This is a genomic window from Pseudanabaena biceps PCC 7429 (assembly GCF_000332215.1).
Taxonomy (GTDB): Bacteria; Cyanobacteriota; Cyanobacteriia; order Pseudanabaenales; family Pseudanabaenaceae; genus Pseudanabaena; species Pseudanabaena biceps.
Genome location: NZ_ALWB01000120.1, coordinates 1 through 17,267 on the forward strand (window position 1 = coordinate 1; position 17,267 = coordinate 17,267).

Sequence of the window (17,267 nt, forward strand, 5' to 3'; positions counted from 1 at the left end):
CATGAATGATTGCCACGATGGTGAAGTACTCGCCGATATTCTCGAAGGCATTGATGCTGAAATCGCTCAAGTTTCCGCAGATGGAGCCTATGACCATCGTCATTGTTATGACGAGATAGCCCAACATGGTGCTAAAGCCGTGATTCCTCCGCGCAAAGATGACCAAAATCTGGCTTCATGGCAATACCAATGCTGCACCACATCCCCGTGACCAAAATCTCCGTTATATCCGTAAACATGGGCGTAAAAAATGGAAACGTGACTCAGGTTATCAGTAGTCCTAAAAAGGAAAGGATTTAAACAGGTAAGGATGGGCGGCGCTTCGCGCCGCCCATCCTTACCTGTTTAGCACTACCCTCAGACAAATCTAGAGGAAGTCGAATGCCGAGATGTTTATTTAAAGACGACTTTCGGTCAATATATCGATCGCCTGCCAATTAATAATGATGAGTTTTTTGCCCCTGACGAATTTACTAAATTAGCAAGCAAGTCTCCCTGTTTGATTGGTGACGCTTCGCCCCACTAATCATCTTTTGGGATTAGTCCCAAGCAAAACTTGCACTAGCAACAGCTATAATTGCTTGCATAGTGATTTGGTGACTGCGTTGATTGCTATTTATCCAGGTAGTTTCGATCCGATTACCTTTGGGCATCTCGATATTATTAAACGCGGCAGTCATCTCTTCGATCGCGTGATAGTTGCGGTTTTACGAAATCCCAATAAAACGCCTCTATTTACGATGGAGGAAAGAATGTTACAGATTCGCGAAGCAACCCAGTATCTCGACAATGTTGATGTCGATACCTTTACAGGTTTAACTGTCACCTATGCCCATCTCAAACAAGCACAGGTTTTAATTAGAGGATTGCGGGCGGTTTCAGATTTTGAATTGGAATTGCAAATGGCGCACACCAATAAGACCTTGGCAAATGACATCGAGACAGTTTTTCTATCTACTTCCAATGAATATAGTTTTTTGAGTAGTAGTGTAGTGCGGGAAATTGCTCGCTTTGGTGGCGAAATCGGTCATCTAGTAACCCCGCAAGTAGCGATCGCCTTAAGACAAAAATTTCAGCAATAAGCCGATCGCACTAGACACAAATATATAATGAGTGGCGGCGCGAAGCGCCGCCACTCATCTATCAGTTCTAGAGTGAACCTAGAATTGATAGCCGAGGTTGAAATATAATGACTGCTCCTGCACGTTAGTACCGCGATCGCTGAGGTTGACAAAAGGAATGGCGAAATCCAAGCGCAAATTTAAGCGCTCCCATGGCGTGTACAGAAATCCGACACCACCGCCAGCCAAGAAGTTTTGCGCGGGCAAAGTATTGGGATTTTTAGAGTTATTCCACACACCCCCAGCATCTAGAAAGGGAATAATTTGCAGGACTGGCACACCTTGTTCGTTGCGAACGATGGTATTGCGATTTTCTAACGAAAATCGAATGCCATTATCACCAGATCGGGCATTTTGACGAAACCCACGCAGGGACTGACCGCCCCCAATAATAAACTGTTGCGAAGGCAGCAAGGGATCGGCAGATAGTTGTGCATCCAAAGAAGCAATCAGTATAGAGTCCGTACCTAGGGACTGCAAGCGCTGCACCTGTCCGAGCCAGCTAAAAAACGAGCCGCTAGGGGTAGTGACATAGGTCGAACCGAATAGCCCCGTGCCCAGATTGAACTGCGATCGCAAAGCCCAAGTACCCGAAAGATCGCGCAGGGTATAGTCCTGCCCGAAGCGAAGTACGCTGGTTTTGCTAACGCCATTAGCATCGGGGCCAGTACCAAAGGGCGTGGCGAGATCGTTAAAGGAAAATGTTTGCCCGTTTTGATAGTTATAGCCCAAGGTCAGCGCAAATTCTTCGATGCTCGATCGCACTAACGGTTGTCGAAAACTGACATCGTACTGAGCGTTATTACCATTGATGTTAAATACATCAAAAGGAGTTTGGGTGATGCGGAAATTACTAGGCGAATATTGCAGCGTCAGAGTTCCATTCATGGGATTGAGCGGCAAATTATAGGAAAAGCTATATTGATTTGAGCCTCCCGTGGTAGTTCTATAATAGGCCGCCGAAAGGGTATCGCCATTGCCCGTGACATTGCGATAGAGTAATCCCACGCCTAAGCGTTCCGCACCTACCGCAGGAGGAGAATAGTTATCGAAACTGCCAAATCCGCCAAATTGATTGGATTCTTCTAATTTTACGGAGAGAATACTGCTATCGGGCTGGCTCCCTGCTTTCAGGCTTGCCTCGACATTCTTAAAAATTGGGTCTGCTCGCAGCAATCGCAACTGGTCTTCGATTTTGGTGGTATTGGCGGGAATGCCCACACCTAACTCAAGGCGCGATCGCACATAATCGGGATTGGTATTGTTTAAGCCTTGAATTTCGATCTTTTCAATGCGACCTTCAATTACGCGAATGGTGACAACTCCATCGACAATTTGATTGGAATCAACTTCGGCGCGAGATGTTGTATATCCGCGATCGGCATAAAGTTGGGATATCGATCGCGCGGCTTTTTGGATTTCTGCGGCGGATACTTGTTTGCCTTCAAGGGCTGCGGATATTTTGGCGATCGCGCTGCTGAAGTCGGCATTGTCTGATAGGGTGCTGCCGATGACATTAACCTTTTTGATAGCGATCGCCTGTGCGACTAATAATGGTGATGTGGGTGCTGGCGCGATTTCATTCCCTACTAGCTTAGAACTTTTGGGAGTATTAAGGAAATGGATATCTTTCTGTTCTAAGGCTGATGCTTCCATGAGGCGCGAGTTGCAACTAATATTGGCAAGGATCGAAAAACTCGACAATGTAAGAACAAAGGGGATGAAGGCGTTCGGGCTATTCATTTCGATTTTCTATTTGATTTTCTAAATTAAGTTGGCAGGTATATCTGTCTGCGTTTCAAGGGTTAGATCCCCCTCAATCCCCCTTAAAAAGGGCATTAATATACTTGACGCACCAAATCTCTAAAACCCCCTCTAACTCCCCCTTGAAAGGGGGAGAACTTAGACTTCCCCCCTTTCAAGGGGGGACTGAGGGGGGTAAAATCTGCGTGGTGTGTCAAGTATATTAACGCCATTATTTAGAGATAGTGGTGAGACATTTTTGATCGAGAGTTCCACTCGAATTTTGCGAACAATCAGTATGATGACCATCAACTTCCTTATCTGCGGCATCTTGCCTTGGTGATTTGTAAGTGTTAGTTGGCAAGAAAGCGTTATTTGACACAGAAGCATTAGTAATCGTGATGGAATTAGATGTAACGGGAGCCTTGGTTGAGATCGCGCCGCTAATCGTAAAAGTGCCTAGACTAGTTGGCAAGGATTGCAAACTTGCGATACCTGAGGCATCGGTAGTGGTGGTGTAGGATGTCGTTTCTCCTGAAGAAGAAGTAACGGTAACCGTGATGGGAATGTTCGGAATTGGCGTATTGGAATTGTTTTCCGTAAGCTGAAAGCCCTTGTTGTCGTTTACGGGCGAAATGGTATAGCCTTGAACTTCCACAGCTCCGATGTCAACCGCTCCTCCCACGATACGGCTGTAGCCTCTTTGGTCGGTGGTTTTGGTTGCATTATTTCCCGCATTGATAACGGGGCTAGTGGGCTTGGGCAATTGGGTTTGCGTACTGCCGCCATAGTTGCCGAGGGGTAAAAGTTGCGGATCGAGGCGGTTGCTCGCATTGCCTAAGAGTGTGCTATTCGTGAAGCCCGTACTGCCCGTAGTATCACCGATGAGATTGTTGCCATTATCGACAAACGCGCCCCATAAATCGGGGCTAAGCGTTCCCGTTCCTGAATTATTTTTGGTATCAAAGTTGGCGGCGATGATCGTATTGGCAAGGCTGACCGTGCCAAAGAAGTTGAAGATACCACCACCTGTATTGTAGGGTATGGCAGTTGATGATGAATCGGCTGAGTTATTGCTAATCGTGCTGCTGTTAACTGTTACCGCAGCGTAAGCATTAAAGATAGCACCGCCACCCACAGCAGAATTGCCAGACAGGGTGCTATTGCTTATTGATAATGTGATGCCATAATTAAAAATAGCCCCACCATAAAAACCAGCAGAATTGCCAGACAGGGTACTGTTAGTAATATCCAAGGTGGAACCATTTTGGTAAATAGCCCCACCATAAGCATCCGTAGAATTGCCAGATAGGGTACTATTGCTGATGGATATTGGGGCAATGGCGTAAATAGCCCCACCACCAGATTGACCATAATTACCAGACAGGGTGCTATTGCTAATATTTAGCGCACCACCTTGAGCAACAATCGCACCACCCACAGCAGCAGTATTGCCAGACAGGATGCTGTTGTCAATATTTAGTATGGTGTTAATGCCGAAAATAGCACCGCCAAAAGAGGCAGTATTGCCAGACAGATTGCTGTTGCTAATATTTACCGTGCCTCCATTGCTGTAAATAGCCCCACCACCTGATGAAAAATTGCCAGACAGGTTACTGTTGCTAATATTTATCGTGCCACTGCTATTGTTGAAAATAGCAGCACCTCCAGCATAGTTGCCATTCTGAATAGTCAAATCGTTGAAGGAGATAGTAGGCGAACCAGTGATGTAGAAAATTCCGTTGTTTCCATTTAAGCTCCCCTCAATAACCGTATTTGTCTTGCCATTTCCATTAATCGCGAGGCTGTTAGCAATGTTAAGCCCGCCGCTGGTCAGATAAATGATCTGTCCATTGATGTTAGGTGCAAAGGCGATCGCGTCACCATTCAATGCGGTCGTAATCGCATCACGTAGCGATCCCGTGCCGCTATCGCTCACATTCGTTACTGTGTTTGTTGCCAACGCATATTGGTATGCATTTGTTGCCTTACTCTCAAAAGCGATCGCGGCGGGACTTCCACCTGTCTGATATTCCAAAGTCCAGTTGCCGCCTGAGGCAACACTTCCCGTGCGATCGCTGGAAGCTGCGACCTCATGCCCTGTCAATCCTTTAATCGACTGTACAAAAGCGGCTCCATCCTGTCCTTTGGCAAGGTTACAGGCATAGAGCAACACGATCGCTGATGGCGAGAGCGCTTTGCCCCATGATTGCAGTTCAGCGGCATAGTTGGCTATGTCGCTGCTGCTCACAAAGTCTTTGCCAAGCCAGAAGTTCCCTGCGTTGCCTTCCGATACGATATGCAGGCTATTCGCTCCCGTAATGCTGGCAAGGGTATCCGTAACTTGCTGGATGCCTTGACTGCTGGCGATGACGCTGATTCTGCTTCCGCCTTTGGTTCCATCGATCAGGGTTTGGTAGTCTTTGACAGCGCTATCGATAAATACGACGTTCCACCCCTGCTGGATATTTGGGGAGTTTAGGTTCGCTTGGCTGCTGTCATAGCGATCGGCGAGTAGGTCTATTCCTGTTGCGCTCAGATTTCCACTAATAACTGCGCTTCCTGCTTGAGTTGGAGTATTAGCACTCCCTGTTAGCAATTGCGATAGATCTAGTCCTTCAATCGGGCGACTGTTCCCTACGGCTTGTTGGTCGGCGATGGGTAGATCCAGACTTAATAAACTTCCTTCGGGGGAGATCTTTACGTATTTCCCATCGGGGGTGGCGGTGATGTTGATTTTGCCATTGGGAGCATCTATCGTTCCTGTGTTAATCACAATTCCTCCCGCGAGGGTGATGCTGTTCCCATTCCCTACGGTGAGGTTCCCTTGATTGACGATCGCTCCTTTTGTCTCTCCTGTGGGAATTGCGGTAGAGCTAGCCGTAAAGGCGAAGGCGTTGGGTGTTCCGATGAGAGTTTTGATCTCTGCGAGGCTGCTATTAATGCCAAACCATCCATTCCCGACCTGAATCCCTGTGGCGGTGCTGGCGGTGAAGGCGGCGGGGACATTTAGACTTGCGTTTGCTCCGAAGACGATGCCCGATGGATTGATGATATAGAGGTTGGCGTTACTTCCCGTTACTTGGATCAGTCCGTTAATTATCGATGGGTTACCTCCCACCACTCGACTCAGGATATTTTGGACATTCGGTTGACTGATAAAGTTGGCGATTTGTCCTTGGCTTAAGCCGAATTCTTGGAAGCTATGAAAGAGGTTGGCTCCTGCTTGCGTTCCGCCTGTTATGTCTATCGTTTTCCCATTGGGCAGGACTAATGTCCCCGTTCCATCTGCTGCGGGTACGATCCCCTGAGCCTTCGTGGGGGCTTCGCTGAAAATCTGAACTATAGCAGTGGCGATCGCTAGGATGGCTCCCCTCTTGAAGACCTCGATCAAGAATTTCATGGGCTTACATATTGAGAATCTATATTTTTAAGCCTATAGACTACTATAAATTTTAATGCAAATCCTGATATTTAAGTGACTGGAGATAGTTGAAAGTCATATATAAGCCAAAGTGCTTACTGTGTATACAGTAAAGGTTTTATGGTTGCAATTGATAAATTTGGCAAAATTAATAGGACATATATCATTAATATATCAATAAAATTTTATATATCAGCAAGAGTTAAGCTCATTTAGACTCCAGTAAAGCTCCATTATCTTAATAGGATTTAATGCTATTAAGTAGCTAGGCATAAGTAACCTTAAAAACCTAGAAGAGCGTACCGCCCGCTACGCGGGCGGTACGCTCTCTGGTTTGTTTTTTTAATTATGCTTAACCGCTGGTTGGTACTATAGCTCAAAAAACTGGCTCAAAAAACTGACTAGGACTATAAGGTTTGAGATAAAGTAGGTAATAGGTGGCTTCTACATTGTGTTGTTAAATCTTAAGGAGCATAAACCAATGAAATTATTAATAGCTGCGATCGCTTCTCTCGGAGCAATGGGGACATGGGTATCCTCAGCAATGGCAGATGTATCGATCAACATTAGGCTAGGATCGAGTCCTTCCTATCGTTCTCATACCTATTACTCTGGCTACAACTCTGTTCCCTATTACCAAGAACGCTACGAATACCATAATTGGCATAATAATGGATCAGTTATCGTCAAAGAAGTCTATCCTTCGTCACCTTCTTACTACGGTAATTCTCGGTATAGGATTAATTCGCCAACGGTAATTTATAGTAACCGCTCCAATAACTACGACTGGCAATACAACCACGATCGCGGAGAGCAATACATCATCGAGAAGAGAATCATTCGTGTCAGATAAACCAAAAAAGAGGGAGACGCAAAGCGTCTCCCTCTTTTTTGTAACAAACTCCTATCGACTATACCAAGCTAAGAAACGGCGTAGCCATTTCTTAACGTCAGTTCGGGTTAAGCTGGCAAATTTTAAAATACCAAAAGCAAAAGCCTTGCTCCGCAAGGCTTTTGCTTTTGGTATTTGAGAAAGGGTTTGCTACGCAAACCCTTTCTCAAATACCGTTTCAAATTATCCTGAACTCACGTTTGATTAGGTGGGTTGTTTGAGATTTTCAGCACCTTTAGTGATCGTGATCGACTCAATGCGATCGCCTACTTGAATTTTGTCGATTAATTCCATACCTTCGGTCACGTAGCCAAACACCGCATAGGAACCATCGAGGAAATAAATATCATCGAGGGCAAAATAAAACTGACAGGATGCAGAGTTAGGAGACTGAGATCTTGCCATCGCGATCGCGCCCTTATTGTGACGCAATTTTGGCTTTTTGGTAGGGGGTAAAACTTCACCATAGACAGGCTGTTTCGCCCCATCAGGCAAAATTTCTAAGGGAATATAACGGGGCTGAGATGAAGCGGGATCGATAAAATTACCCGTACCATTGCCAAGGGGATCGCCACCTTGAACCACAAAGGGGGTTGGCTCCTTAACTACCCGATGGAAATTCAACCCGTTATAGACTCCACGTTTGACCAAATCGACAAAATTTCCTGCGGTCACTGGGGCATTGTCACCATCAATGTCGATTTTAACGATTCCAGATTTTAGTTTTAACTCTACGGTGGCTGTTCCCTTGAGCTGGACAAACTTAGCAATGGCAGGATCTACTGAGCTATCCGCAGGCTTAGGAGAAGCGGCATCGGTATTGCTAGCCGTAGGTGATGCCGACTTAGGGGCGCTACTAGCTGTAGTGCTAGAAGTGGTACTAGAAGATGAGGTCGGAGAAGAAGTAGCAGAAACACCACTACTGCTACTACAACCAGTGATTAATAAACTCGCTGCTAAAACACAACTAAGGATCCAACGTAACATTTTTATCCCTTTAATAATTTTAATAAGGTTTTAGTAAGGTTTTAGTAAGGTTTTACAGCGCTTTGCGCTCAAACCCAAACCAAGGAAATTTTTGAAAGCGTTGCAAAGCAACGCTTTCAAAAATTTCCTTGTGGTTCGTTTGATCGGTAATTGCTGTAATTGGCTATAACTATATATGAACATTTAAAATTAATTTTTTAAGGTAAAAATCCTATTAATGACATCTTCGACAACGCGATCGGGGGTTGATGCACCTGAAGTTACCCCAATGCTGATTTTGCCTGTGGGCAACCAATTGACGGCTTGCTCGATTGCTTTACCGAGGGGCTTATGCTCGATCGCTTCAGCCGATAGAATCCGATGCACATCATCAATGTGGTAGGAAGGAAGATTGCGCTCGATCGCAATTTCCTGTAAGTGGGTCGTATTGGACGAATTATAACCACCGATGACGATCATCAAATCGAGATCCTCTTCGACGATTTCAAACATTGCATCCTGACGCTCTTGAGTAGCATCACAGATTGTATTAAAAGCCAGAAAATGTTCATTAACATTTTCCACGCCATATTTTTGCATCATCGTCTTTTCAAACAACTTGCCAATCGCTTCCGTTTCACCTTTAAGCATGGTTGTTTGATTCGCGACTCCCACTCTTTCGAGATCGCGATCGGGATCGAAGCCTGCGGAGATCGCCTTGCTAAACTTGCTTAGAAACTCTTGGCGATCTCCTCCCTTGAGAATGTAATTAGTCACATACTCAGCTTCTTTCATATTTAGCACGACTAGATAACGCTTGGCATAGGAACTGGTCGCGATCGTTTCCTCATGATTATACTTGCCGTGAACGATAGAAGTGAAATCCGCTTTTTTATGCTTCTCGACACGGTTCCATACCTTGGATACCCAAGGACAGGTTGTATCGACGATCTTACTGCCGAGGCTATCTAATAACTGAGTTTCCTGAACACTAGCGCCAAAGGCTGGCAAAATTACGACATCACCCTGTCCGACTCCAGAAAAGTCCTTTACTCCGCTATCGTTTACTGGCACAAATTGAACTTCCATTTCCTTGAGTTTGGCATTCACGGAAGGATTGTGAATGATTTCATTTGTAATCCAAATTCTTTCTGTAGGAAACTGAGTTCTGGTTTCATACGCCATTGCCACTGCGCGTTCCACACCCCAACAAAACCCGAAAGATTTCGCTAAATAGATGGTCACATCACCCTGTGTATAAACATAGTTATGATCGCGAATTGTTTGGATTAGGTCGCTATGATATTGCGATCGCATGGTGGATTCAGCTTCTTCTCCATGACCAAATCCTTGGCGAAAATAATTAGGAGATTTATGCAAAGCCCTTCGCATAGCTTGGGTATCGAGCGTGTTGTCCATGCGCGTAAAATAACGTCCTAAGTAATTGTGCTGAAAGTATTATATAGCAATCGTTAGACAGCAACCCTAAAAAGATGAGTGGCGACGCTAGCGCCGCCACTCATCTTTTTAGGGTTGCTGTCCTGAGCAAAAATAGATTGCTATATTGATTAAGTAGCTAAGCATAAGTCAACTTAAAACCTAGAAGAGCGTACCGCCCTTGTAGCGGGCGGTACACTCTCTAGTTTTGGGTTTAAATGATGCTTAACTACTTAGGACGAACTAAAACTCATCAACTCAACATATCAATATGGAAAAACCAGCACTGACTGATCATGAAATTCATCCATTAATTGCTCAGCGATGGAGTCCCCGCGCCTTTGACAGCAAACTTGTTGAGACAGGAAAACTCGCCCAACTATTTGAAGCGGCACGATGGGCTTCCTCTTGCTTTAACGATCAACCTTGGGCATTTATCATCGCTACCAAAGATGACACAGTAAATTATCAGAAAATGCTCGATTGCATTGTGCCAGGCAATGTTGTGTGGGCGCAGGTTGCTCCTGTGTTGGGTTTAATTGTCGCCCAAAAAGCTTTTAAGCATAATGGAAAGCCCAATGCTTGGGGTGAATACGATGCTGGGCAAGCGGCGGCGACGTTAGTTTTGCAAGCTACAGCCTTAAATCTTGTCGTTCACCAGATGGGTGGTTTTGATGCAACTAAGGCGATCGCGACTTTTAATATTCCTGAAACGGCGCGTCCAATTGCCGCGATCGCGATCGGTTATGCAGGTGAAACGAGCAATCTTCCTGCGGATTTGCAAGAACGCGAGAATGCTCCTCGCGATCGCTATCCATCATCTAGTTTTGTCTTTACTGGTGGTTGGGGAAATTCCGCACCGTTCGTTTAATTCTAAATTCAGTTCGATTTAAGCTGGCAAATTTTATAGCTATATTCACTTCAGTCAGGACATCAAACCCAATAGAGAGTTGCGGCGCTTCGCGCCACAACTCTCTATTGGGTTTGATTTTTGTCCTAACATTACTGACTATAGCTATAAAAGGCTGAAAGTAAAAGCCTTGCTACGCAAGGCTTTTACTTTCAGCCTTTGAGAAAGGGTTTGCGTAGCAAACCCTTTCTCAAAGCCCATTTTAAATTATCCCGAACTCACGTTAATTCTAGAAGCTATCGATTTTAATCGTTATAACAAGCCTGCTTGGGCTAATCCTAAGATCAAACCAGCTCCGAGGACATGACCAAAGCTAGTAACTGCGAGCAATTCTGGCAAACCAAAACCTGCAAATAGTCCTGGAAGCTCTACAGGTAAGCTAGGACCAACACCCTTGACTTGGATACCATAACGAGCAACAACTAATGCAAATAAATTAGCGGTAATCATAATCAGAGCTACGCTGGGAGACCAGACTGGGGTTGTAGGTACGGCTGCTAATAAGTTCAGGGTTAGGTATGTCATAATTTTTTGCTTAAGTCTAATTACCTATAAAATTTTTTTTAATCAAAATAATCCTATGAGGTAATCAGACATCAAAAAATTCTTCTTAAGCTAAATTTATTAAACTTAGCAATCGTTTACAGTTTCTCTCTTACTGTTCTTGCTAAGTAGTTCACTTACAGCAATTATCGATCAAACGAACCACAAGGAAATTTTTGAAAGCGTTGCTTTGCAACGCTTTCAAAAATTTCCTTGGTTTGGGTTTGAGCGCGAAGCGCTGTAAGTAGCTAGAACCAGAGAGCATACCGCCCACATAGTGGGCGGTATGCTCTTCTAAGTTTTAAGTTTACTTATATAATTATCATGCAGCTACCATGCAGCAATAATTTTTAGTATAGTTTTTTCCGCAATTCCCTCAACCTTAGTGATATCGAGGATCGATTGGAATTTTTGATCGGGTTGCTGTAACCTTAATTCGTAAATCGGTCTAGCAAACTTTTTACTTCTGGATTTTAATAGCTTATATTCTAAATCGCCAAAATTTAACGTATTCAATTCCCTAAGAACTTCTATTACTTTCGGATCGCTTTCCTTGATAGCGGATTTTGTCGGAGACGATCCTGATGATCGAGTCTTGGGTTGATTCGTTCGTGTAGATTTACTGGGTTTCTTGGTTACAGATTCCAAAATAGTCTCAACTGGAGGTGCGGAAGATTCGATAATCTGATTAATTGGAGGAGCAACTGGAGGAGTAACTGGTGTCAATAATAGCGATCGCTTGATCTCCGATAAATGTATATCCAACTGTTGTGTTATCTGGTTCGTTATTTGTTTGGTCATGGCTTGAAAGCTCGAACCAATTTTTTCTTCGACTATGCGCTCAATGGTGGCAGCAATTTTCTGGTCTAAGCGATTGGCAATTGTTCGTTCTATTGTTTGTTCTATTGTTTGTTCTATTTTCTCTAAGTCGGATTGCCTTTCGCTAGGGGTAATTGGTAAGGAATCTGTCTTTTCGTTAGCAAGTGGAGTGGATAGCGATCGCAAAAATTGATACTGACTGAGAATCGCTAACTCGCGATCGGGTGGAACTACATAGGCGCGAATGGCTGTGAATTGATCATCTATTTCCTGTGCTTTCATCGCTGCATAATATTCAAAATATCCTTCCAGAATCTCAAAGGAAATTGGTGAGATTCTCCTTAATATGATTGGTCGAACTGTGTCACCGACTTGTAAAAATAGTTGCGCGAGATGATCAATCTCACTGGCAGGAAATTGCAGTTGACTTTCTGTTAATGGCGGTGCGATCATATCAAGATCGATCGAAGATGTCAGGAGACTCATGGGCGCGTTCCTATCTTATTGAGAATCTCATTGGCGAGTTCTTCAAATTCAGCGGCTGATATGGAATCAGGCTTAAAGTCGAAAATAGATTTGGGGTCAGGAGTTTGAATATCTCCTTCGAGTATGAAATTATCAACTGCTCGCGATAAATCTTCCCGTTGAAAAATGCGAGTTTCTAGAACTGGAAATCCATAGCGTTCTGTGATGACTTTTTCCTGTTTGGGAAGCGTTGCCTTAATATAATTAGCATTTGTGAGTATTTTAGAAGGTAAAACCCCCAACACCTTGATCCCATTTCGATTGGTATAACTACGAAATTCATCAATCTCTTGAATAAAGTTTCTGACATTACGCAAACCTTCATTCGCAAATGGTTTTAGATCGGAAGGAATGATTAAATAATCACAGGCGATTAGGGCGATTTTGGCGTATAGATTGAGCGATGGGGGTGTATCAATTAAAACGACATCGTATTGATCCTTCACAAGTTCCAACTTCTTGACCAATTGAAATTTAGAACTCTCTTGATCGACGAGGGTGTTTTCTTGCCAGATCAAATTGATATGGGCGGGAATGACATCTACTTCAGGATAGGTAAAACTTCCTTTTAAGGCAATCTCAGGAATGTAGTTGGAGCGGGGGTAATGGATGACATTATAAACATTGCTGTCTTTGAGCATATCATCGTCTTCATTGGCAAATTTCATTAACCCTGCCGCATAGGTGGTATTTGCTTGGCTATCAAGGTCAATAATCAATACCTTTAATCCTTTCCGACTCATGGCTGCGGCTAGATTAATCGTTGTTGTGGTTTTACCGACACCGCCTTTGTTGTGATAGATTGCGATCGTTTTCATGGTTATAGATTCTGAAGTTACAAGTGAAATAGGTTCCGAAGGTAAAGTTATATTCTTAATTGGAATCGGAATTGGAATTGGGAAATCAATCGATGATTGGGATTGACTAGCTTCTAGTCCTGCTAATTTGTCCCTGCCAATGATATCTTTAATTTTCGCCATTTTGTCAGCTATTTCTAAGCCTTGACATTGAAAAATTAGATTGATCCCATCGCCCTCAAGTTCATAAATCCGAAAATCTTTGCTATTAGTTAAAACTCCATATAGAACTTGTAGGCTGCTTAAATAACGCCTAAGACGACGCACATGAAAATTGAGGTTTTGTTTGGGATGTTTTGCCTCCATTACTACGCATATTTTTGGGGATGCTTTGGGGAATGAGTTGGAGCTAGCGGGGATGATTGGGGAAATTAATGCTAAAAAATCTAAACGAATACTACCTAGAGCAACTTCCTGATGCCACTTACTCGCATCGTAACCCAGCATGGGCAAAAGATACTGCACAATTAATTTACTTTCGACTTCACTTTCGTTACGACAAAGCTGAGGATTAAAATTCACGATCTAAATATGATGCTTTTCTGATAATTTTAGATTAAAAGTGATCCCCTTTAATTTTTTCTGGGTTTTTAGTTTTGCGGCAGCAATGCCAAATTCCCCAAAAAACTAATAGTGGGTCGATCGCATCTACTCTTAGCCCCCAAGATTCGAGTCGATCGCCATCGCCACCTGTCAAAATTACTCGACCGAGCGGAAACTGCGATCGCCAATCAGTGATATAAGCTTGTAAACCTGATAAAAATATGTGAGCAATCCCCGCTTGAATTGAGTTAGGCGTATCCATGCCCCAACGATTTGGCAAGGTTTCGGGAATATGTACATCGGGCAAAGCTGCCGTATTTTGGTACAAACTCCAAAACTGCGATCGCAATCCTGCCACAATTGCCCCACCCAATAAAGCCTTATCCGCATCAATCCCCGTTAAGGTAATGGCAGTTCCTGCATCGATCACTAAGACAGGATAGCCATAGACTTCCCCAGCCCCATACGCCGCCAAAGCGCGATCGCATCCCATCGTGGCGTACAAACCATGCAAAGGCACATCGCTCGTTTTGATAATTTGAGTTTGCGGTAGATTATGCCAGATGGTGAGCAGATCGGGGACGACGGAAGCGATCGCAATATCTGCAAAATCTCGATCCACAAGCTTCGTTTCTAAGATTGGTAATTGGTCATGGGTAAAGGCATATTCTTCAAGAATTTGGCGATCGCCACCAAAAATAACCGCCTTAATTCTGGTGTTGCCAATGGCGATCGCAAGATACTTATTCATATCAATCTATGTTCAAAATGAGACGAATTGTCCGTTGTTGTTTTGTCTGCATTATTTTAGCTTTATTTCATGGATGATGACGCAAAGCTAGCACTAAAGCTTCTAGCAGAACAAATTAAAAAAAGACGGAAAATCCTTGGATTATCTCAAGAAAAGTTAGCTGAAAAATGTGGCTTTGATAGAACATACATCAGTTTATTAGAAAGATCTGCAAGAAATCCCTCCTACTTAAATTTGAAGAAGCTCAGTAATGGTTTAGGCATCAGCCTATCTGAACTATTGAGTGAGCTATAAAGTGGAAGAAGGTAAACAAGAAATTATTAACCGTTTTGATAATAATGTAAGGGGTAGAAAACCTGATACATCTAATATAAATCAAGATCATGATGGTAAAGCTGGACATTGGCTTGAGCATCAAATGGGGATTAAGATTAACAACAAAACTGAAGCAGATTTGTTTGGTTATGAGATGAAAAATCAAACTACTTCTGGCAAAATAACTTTTGGCGATTGGTCAGCAGATTATTATATTTTTAAAGATTATAAATATTTTACTTCTGGAAATACGGGAGTAAATAGAGATTGTTTTATGCAAATATTTGGGACATACAAGCTAGATAAAGGTCGTTATTCTTGGTCTGGAGAAGTCACTCCTAAAATCAAAAACTTTAATCGATATGGACAAAAGTTGATAATCACTGAAAACAAGGATATTACTGCAATCTATAGTTACGATCAAGACTCTAGACAGAATAAAAAAGATATTATTCCAGTAAATATGCAAATCAATGATTTGATTTTGGCTCGATGGACAAGCAACTCCATGAAGAAAAGAGTCGAATCAAAGTTTAATGATAAGGGATGGTTTAAGTGTCTTCAAAATAGTTTAGGTGTGTATACTAATATTCAATTTGGTAAACCAATTACTTTTGAATCTTGGATTGATCTGGTAGCAGAAGGAGTAGTTTTCTTCGATAGTGGTATGTATCAAGGGAATAATAGACCTTACTCACAATGGCGTGCATTAAATAATTTTTGGGACAGTCTTATAATAGAGACCTATTAAACTAGTCTAAATAAGCTAATATACTTTTCGCTAGTTTCTCAATAACAGGCACAGCTACGCTATTTCCAAATTGTTTATATGCTTGAGTGTCACTAGGAATGATTTTAAATTCATCTGGAAAACCTTGGAGACGAGCAGCTTCTCTTGGTGTTAATTTTCTTGGATTTTTGCTTTTTTGATCAATTAAAATCTCAGAACCATCCTTATAGTATCTAGCACTAATTGTGCTGGTATAAGATGAGTCAGCGTTAAACAGAGAATATCCAAAGCCATTACCTTTTGCTTGGTGTTCTGTTTTTCTTCTTTGATGCCCTTCCCATAATTTATCTGAAATAGTGTATTTGCTATCAACATTAGCTTCTAAAATATTGCCTAACCTGATTCCTTGATTATTTCCTATTGGAAATTCAAAATTAATATCGTGATTTTGAAAAGCAATAATATAAATTCTTTCTCTGTTTTGAGGCACTCCAAAATTCTTAGCGTTTAGAACTTCTGCAAATACTTTATAACCTAAATTATTAAGAGTTCTTTTAACAACAGCAAATGTATTCCCTTTGTCATGATTTTTAAATCCTTTGACATTTTCAAGAAAAACAACTTCTGGTCTATGGAATTCTATAATTTTTGCAATATCAAAAAATAAAGTGCCTCTTGTATCGTCAAAACCTTTTTTTAATCCTGCATGAGAGAAAGGTTGACAAGGGAATCCAGCTAGCAAAATATCGAATGCTGGTATTTCATGAGGGGGGATTTTAGTTATGTCTCCATGGGGACAATCACCGAAATTACTTTCATAAGTTATTCGAGCATATTTGTCGATTTCAGAGGAAAAAACAAACTCTACTCTCTCTTTAAATGCCTTCTCAAAACCTAATCTTATTCCACCTATCCCTGAGAATAAATCTATAGCTCTATATTGACGTTGTGAAAAAAGAGATATTTGATCAAACAAACTAAATTGCTGATGTTTTATTAATCGCTTCATTTGTTTCTTATCTACTCATCCCAAAACTTAACACTCAACATTGTTTCAATATCACGTTTAAACTGCCATTGCTCAGTTAGGTGATAGCCTTTTCCCTTATACTCATCCATAACATTTTGCAATGCAAGAGAAAAGGCAATATCAAAAATATCATTCCTAGAAGTTACGCATTGACAGAAGGGAGAAGATTTGCAGGTAGGAGATAATTGTAATCAGCTAAGTTTTCCATGACAAAAGAACGAATGACATCATTGAACAAATTACGCTTGAGGGCATAGCAATTCGTAATTAAATTGTGAATACAACGCAACTGCAAATGGACAAAAGCGGAAATAGCAGCAAAGATATGATTGGAGATAGCTACAGTCTGTCTAACGAAGAAACGCTCAATATTGGCAACTTGTTTAACAGTTCTGTGGAAAGATTCAATCTGCCAATGCAGATCATGGATGTCCAAGAATTGAGCCCGAGTAATCTCAGCAATTTTGTCAGGGTCAGGTCGGTAGATGATGTAGTGACGGAACTCGTTTTGAAAACCGTTCTAAACACCTTGACCAAACCAAACCCCTTAAGATGCATCTCTATTCCAGTATAGGGAATTTCGCAGTTTGATACCGAAGAATATGCGGTTGCATCTGCACTCAAGGAGACTGAGCGATTTTCAATGCCAAACAGAAACCCA

At 42.4% G+C, this 17,267-nt stretch carries 13 protein-coding genes and 3 pseudogenes; 6 read left to right on the forward strand and 10 right to left on the reverse strand.

Translation table 11 applies throughout. The features are described 5' to 3' along the window. Both PSE7429_RS13845 and coaD read left to right on the forward strand, forming a co-directional pair. Positions 1-272, forward strand: a pseudogene (locus PSE7429_RS13845) (transposase); the annotation flags it as partial. A gap of 333 nt (positions 273-605) precedes the next feature. After that, a pseudogene (gene coaD, locus PSE7429_RS13850) lies at positions 606-1,079 on the forward strand (pantetheine-phosphate adenylyltransferase); the annotation flags it as partial. An 81-nt stretch (positions 1,080-1,160) separates the two neighbouring features. Here coaD and PSE7429_RS13855 read toward each other — a convergent pair. After that, positions 1,161-2,864 carry a ShlB/FhaC/HecB family hemolysin secretion/activation protein gene (locus PSE7429_RS13855; RefSeq protein WP_009627852.1) on the reverse strand — a complete coding sequence of 568 codons (1,704 nt, stop codon included), beginning with the start codon at positions 2,862-2,864 and terminating at the stop codon, positions 1,161-1,163. A gap of 232 nt (positions 2,865-3,096) precedes the next feature. Beyond that, positions 3,097-6,267 (reverse strand): DUF4347 domain-containing protein, encoded by a 3,171-nt coding sequence (locus tag PSE7429_RS23735; protein WP_009627853.1) that lies wholly within the window; start codon positions 6,265-6,267, stop codon positions 3,097-3,099. A 502-nt stretch (positions 6,268-6,769) separates the two neighbouring features. Between PSE7429_RS23735 and PSE7429_RS13865 the strand changes: the two genes are divergently transcribed. Continuing rightward, positions 6,770-7,141 (forward strand): hypothetical protein, encoded by a 372-nt coding sequence (locus PSE7429_RS13865; RefSeq protein WP_009627854.1) that lies wholly within the window; start codon positions 6,770-6,772, stop codon positions 7,139-7,141. Between the two features lie 243 nt (positions 7,142-7,384). Here the strand turns inward: PSE7429_RS13865 and PSE7429_RS13870 are convergent, their stop codons facing one another. Next, positions 7,385-8,167: a peptidylprolyl isomerase gene (locus PSE7429_RS13870; protein ID WP_009627855.1), complete on the reverse strand. Its 783-nt coding sequence runs from the start codon at positions 8,165-8,167 to the stop codon at positions 7,385-7,387. Positions 8,168-8,356: 189 nt separating this feature from the next. After that, positions 8,357-9,565 carry a 4-hydroxy-3-methylbut-2-enyl diphosphate reductase gene (locus PSE7429_RS13875; protein ID WP_009627856.1) on the reverse strand — a complete coding sequence of 403 codons (1,209 nt, stop codon included), beginning with the start codon at positions 9,563-9,565 and terminating at the stop codon, positions 8,357-8,359. A 289-nt stretch (positions 9,566-9,854) separates the two neighbouring features. On the opposite strand from PSE7429_RS13875, the gene PSE7429_RS13880 reads away from it, so the two are divergent. After that, positions 9,855-10,454, forward strand: coding sequence for a nitroreductase family protein (locus PSE7429_RS13880; RefSeq protein WP_009627857.1), 600 nt, complete (start codon positions 9,855-9,857; stop codon positions 10,452-10,454). 291 nt (positions 10,455-10,745) lie between these two features. Here PSE7429_RS13880 and psaK read toward each other — a convergent pair whose 3' ends face one another. The 4 genes from psaK to PSE7429_RS13900 form a co-directional block, all read right to left on the reverse strand. After that, positions 10,746-11,018 carry a photosystem I reaction center subunit PsaK gene (gene psaK, locus PSE7429_RS13885; RefSeq protein ID WP_009627858.1) on the reverse strand — a complete coding sequence of 91 codons (273 nt, stop codon included), beginning with the start codon at positions 11,016-11,018 and terminating at the stop codon, positions 10,746-10,748. Between the two features lie 348 nt (positions 11,019-11,366). After that, a complete protein-coding gene (locus tag PSE7429_RS13890; protein ID WP_009627859.1) occupies positions 11,367-12,341 on the reverse strand; it encodes a hypothetical protein in 975 nt (324 codons plus the stop codon). After that, a complete protein-coding gene (locus PSE7429_RS13895; RefSeq protein WP_009627860.1) occupies positions 12,338-13,759 on the reverse strand; it encodes an AAA family ATPase in 1,422 nt (473 codons plus the stop codon). The genes PSE7429_RS13890 and PSE7429_RS13895 overlap by 4 nt, the downstream gene beginning before the upstream one ends. A 34-nt stretch (positions 13,760-13,793) precedes the next feature. Then, entirely contained in the window at positions 13,794-14,531 is a 738-nt protein-coding gene (locus tag PSE7429_RS13900; protein WP_009627861.1) for a type III pantothenate kinase, read from the reverse strand. A gap of 69 nt (positions 14,532-14,600) precedes the next feature. Between PSE7429_RS13900 and PSE7429_RS13905 the strand changes: the two genes are divergently transcribed. Both PSE7429_RS13905 and PSE7429_RS13910 read left to right on the forward strand, forming a co-directional pair. Beyond that, entirely contained in the window at positions 14,601-14,825 is a 225-nt protein-coding gene (locus PSE7429_RS13905; protein ID WP_009627862.1) for a helix-turn-helix domain-containing protein, read from the forward strand. A 1-nt stretch (position 14,826) separates the two neighbouring features. After that, a complete protein-coding gene (locus tag PSE7429_RS13910) occupies positions 14,827-15,597 on the forward strand; it encodes an LlaMI family restriction endonuclease (RefSeq protein ID WP_009627863.1) in 771 nt (256 codons plus the stop codon). 1 nt (position 15,598) lies between these two features. Here PSE7429_RS13910 and dcm read toward each other — a convergent pair whose 3' ends face one another. Both dcm and PSE7429_RS27240 read right to left on the reverse strand, forming a co-directional pair. After that, complete coding sequence (dcm, locus tag PSE7429_RS13915) at positions 15,599-16,585, reverse strand: DNA cytosine methyltransferase (protein ID WP_009627864.1); 987 nt, start codon at positions 16,583-16,585, stop codon at positions 15,599-15,601. A 360-nt stretch (positions 16,586-16,945) separates the two neighbouring features. Continuing rightward, positions 16,946-17,267 (reverse strand): annotated as a pseudogene (locus PSE7429_RS27240) (hypothetical protein); the annotation flags it as partial.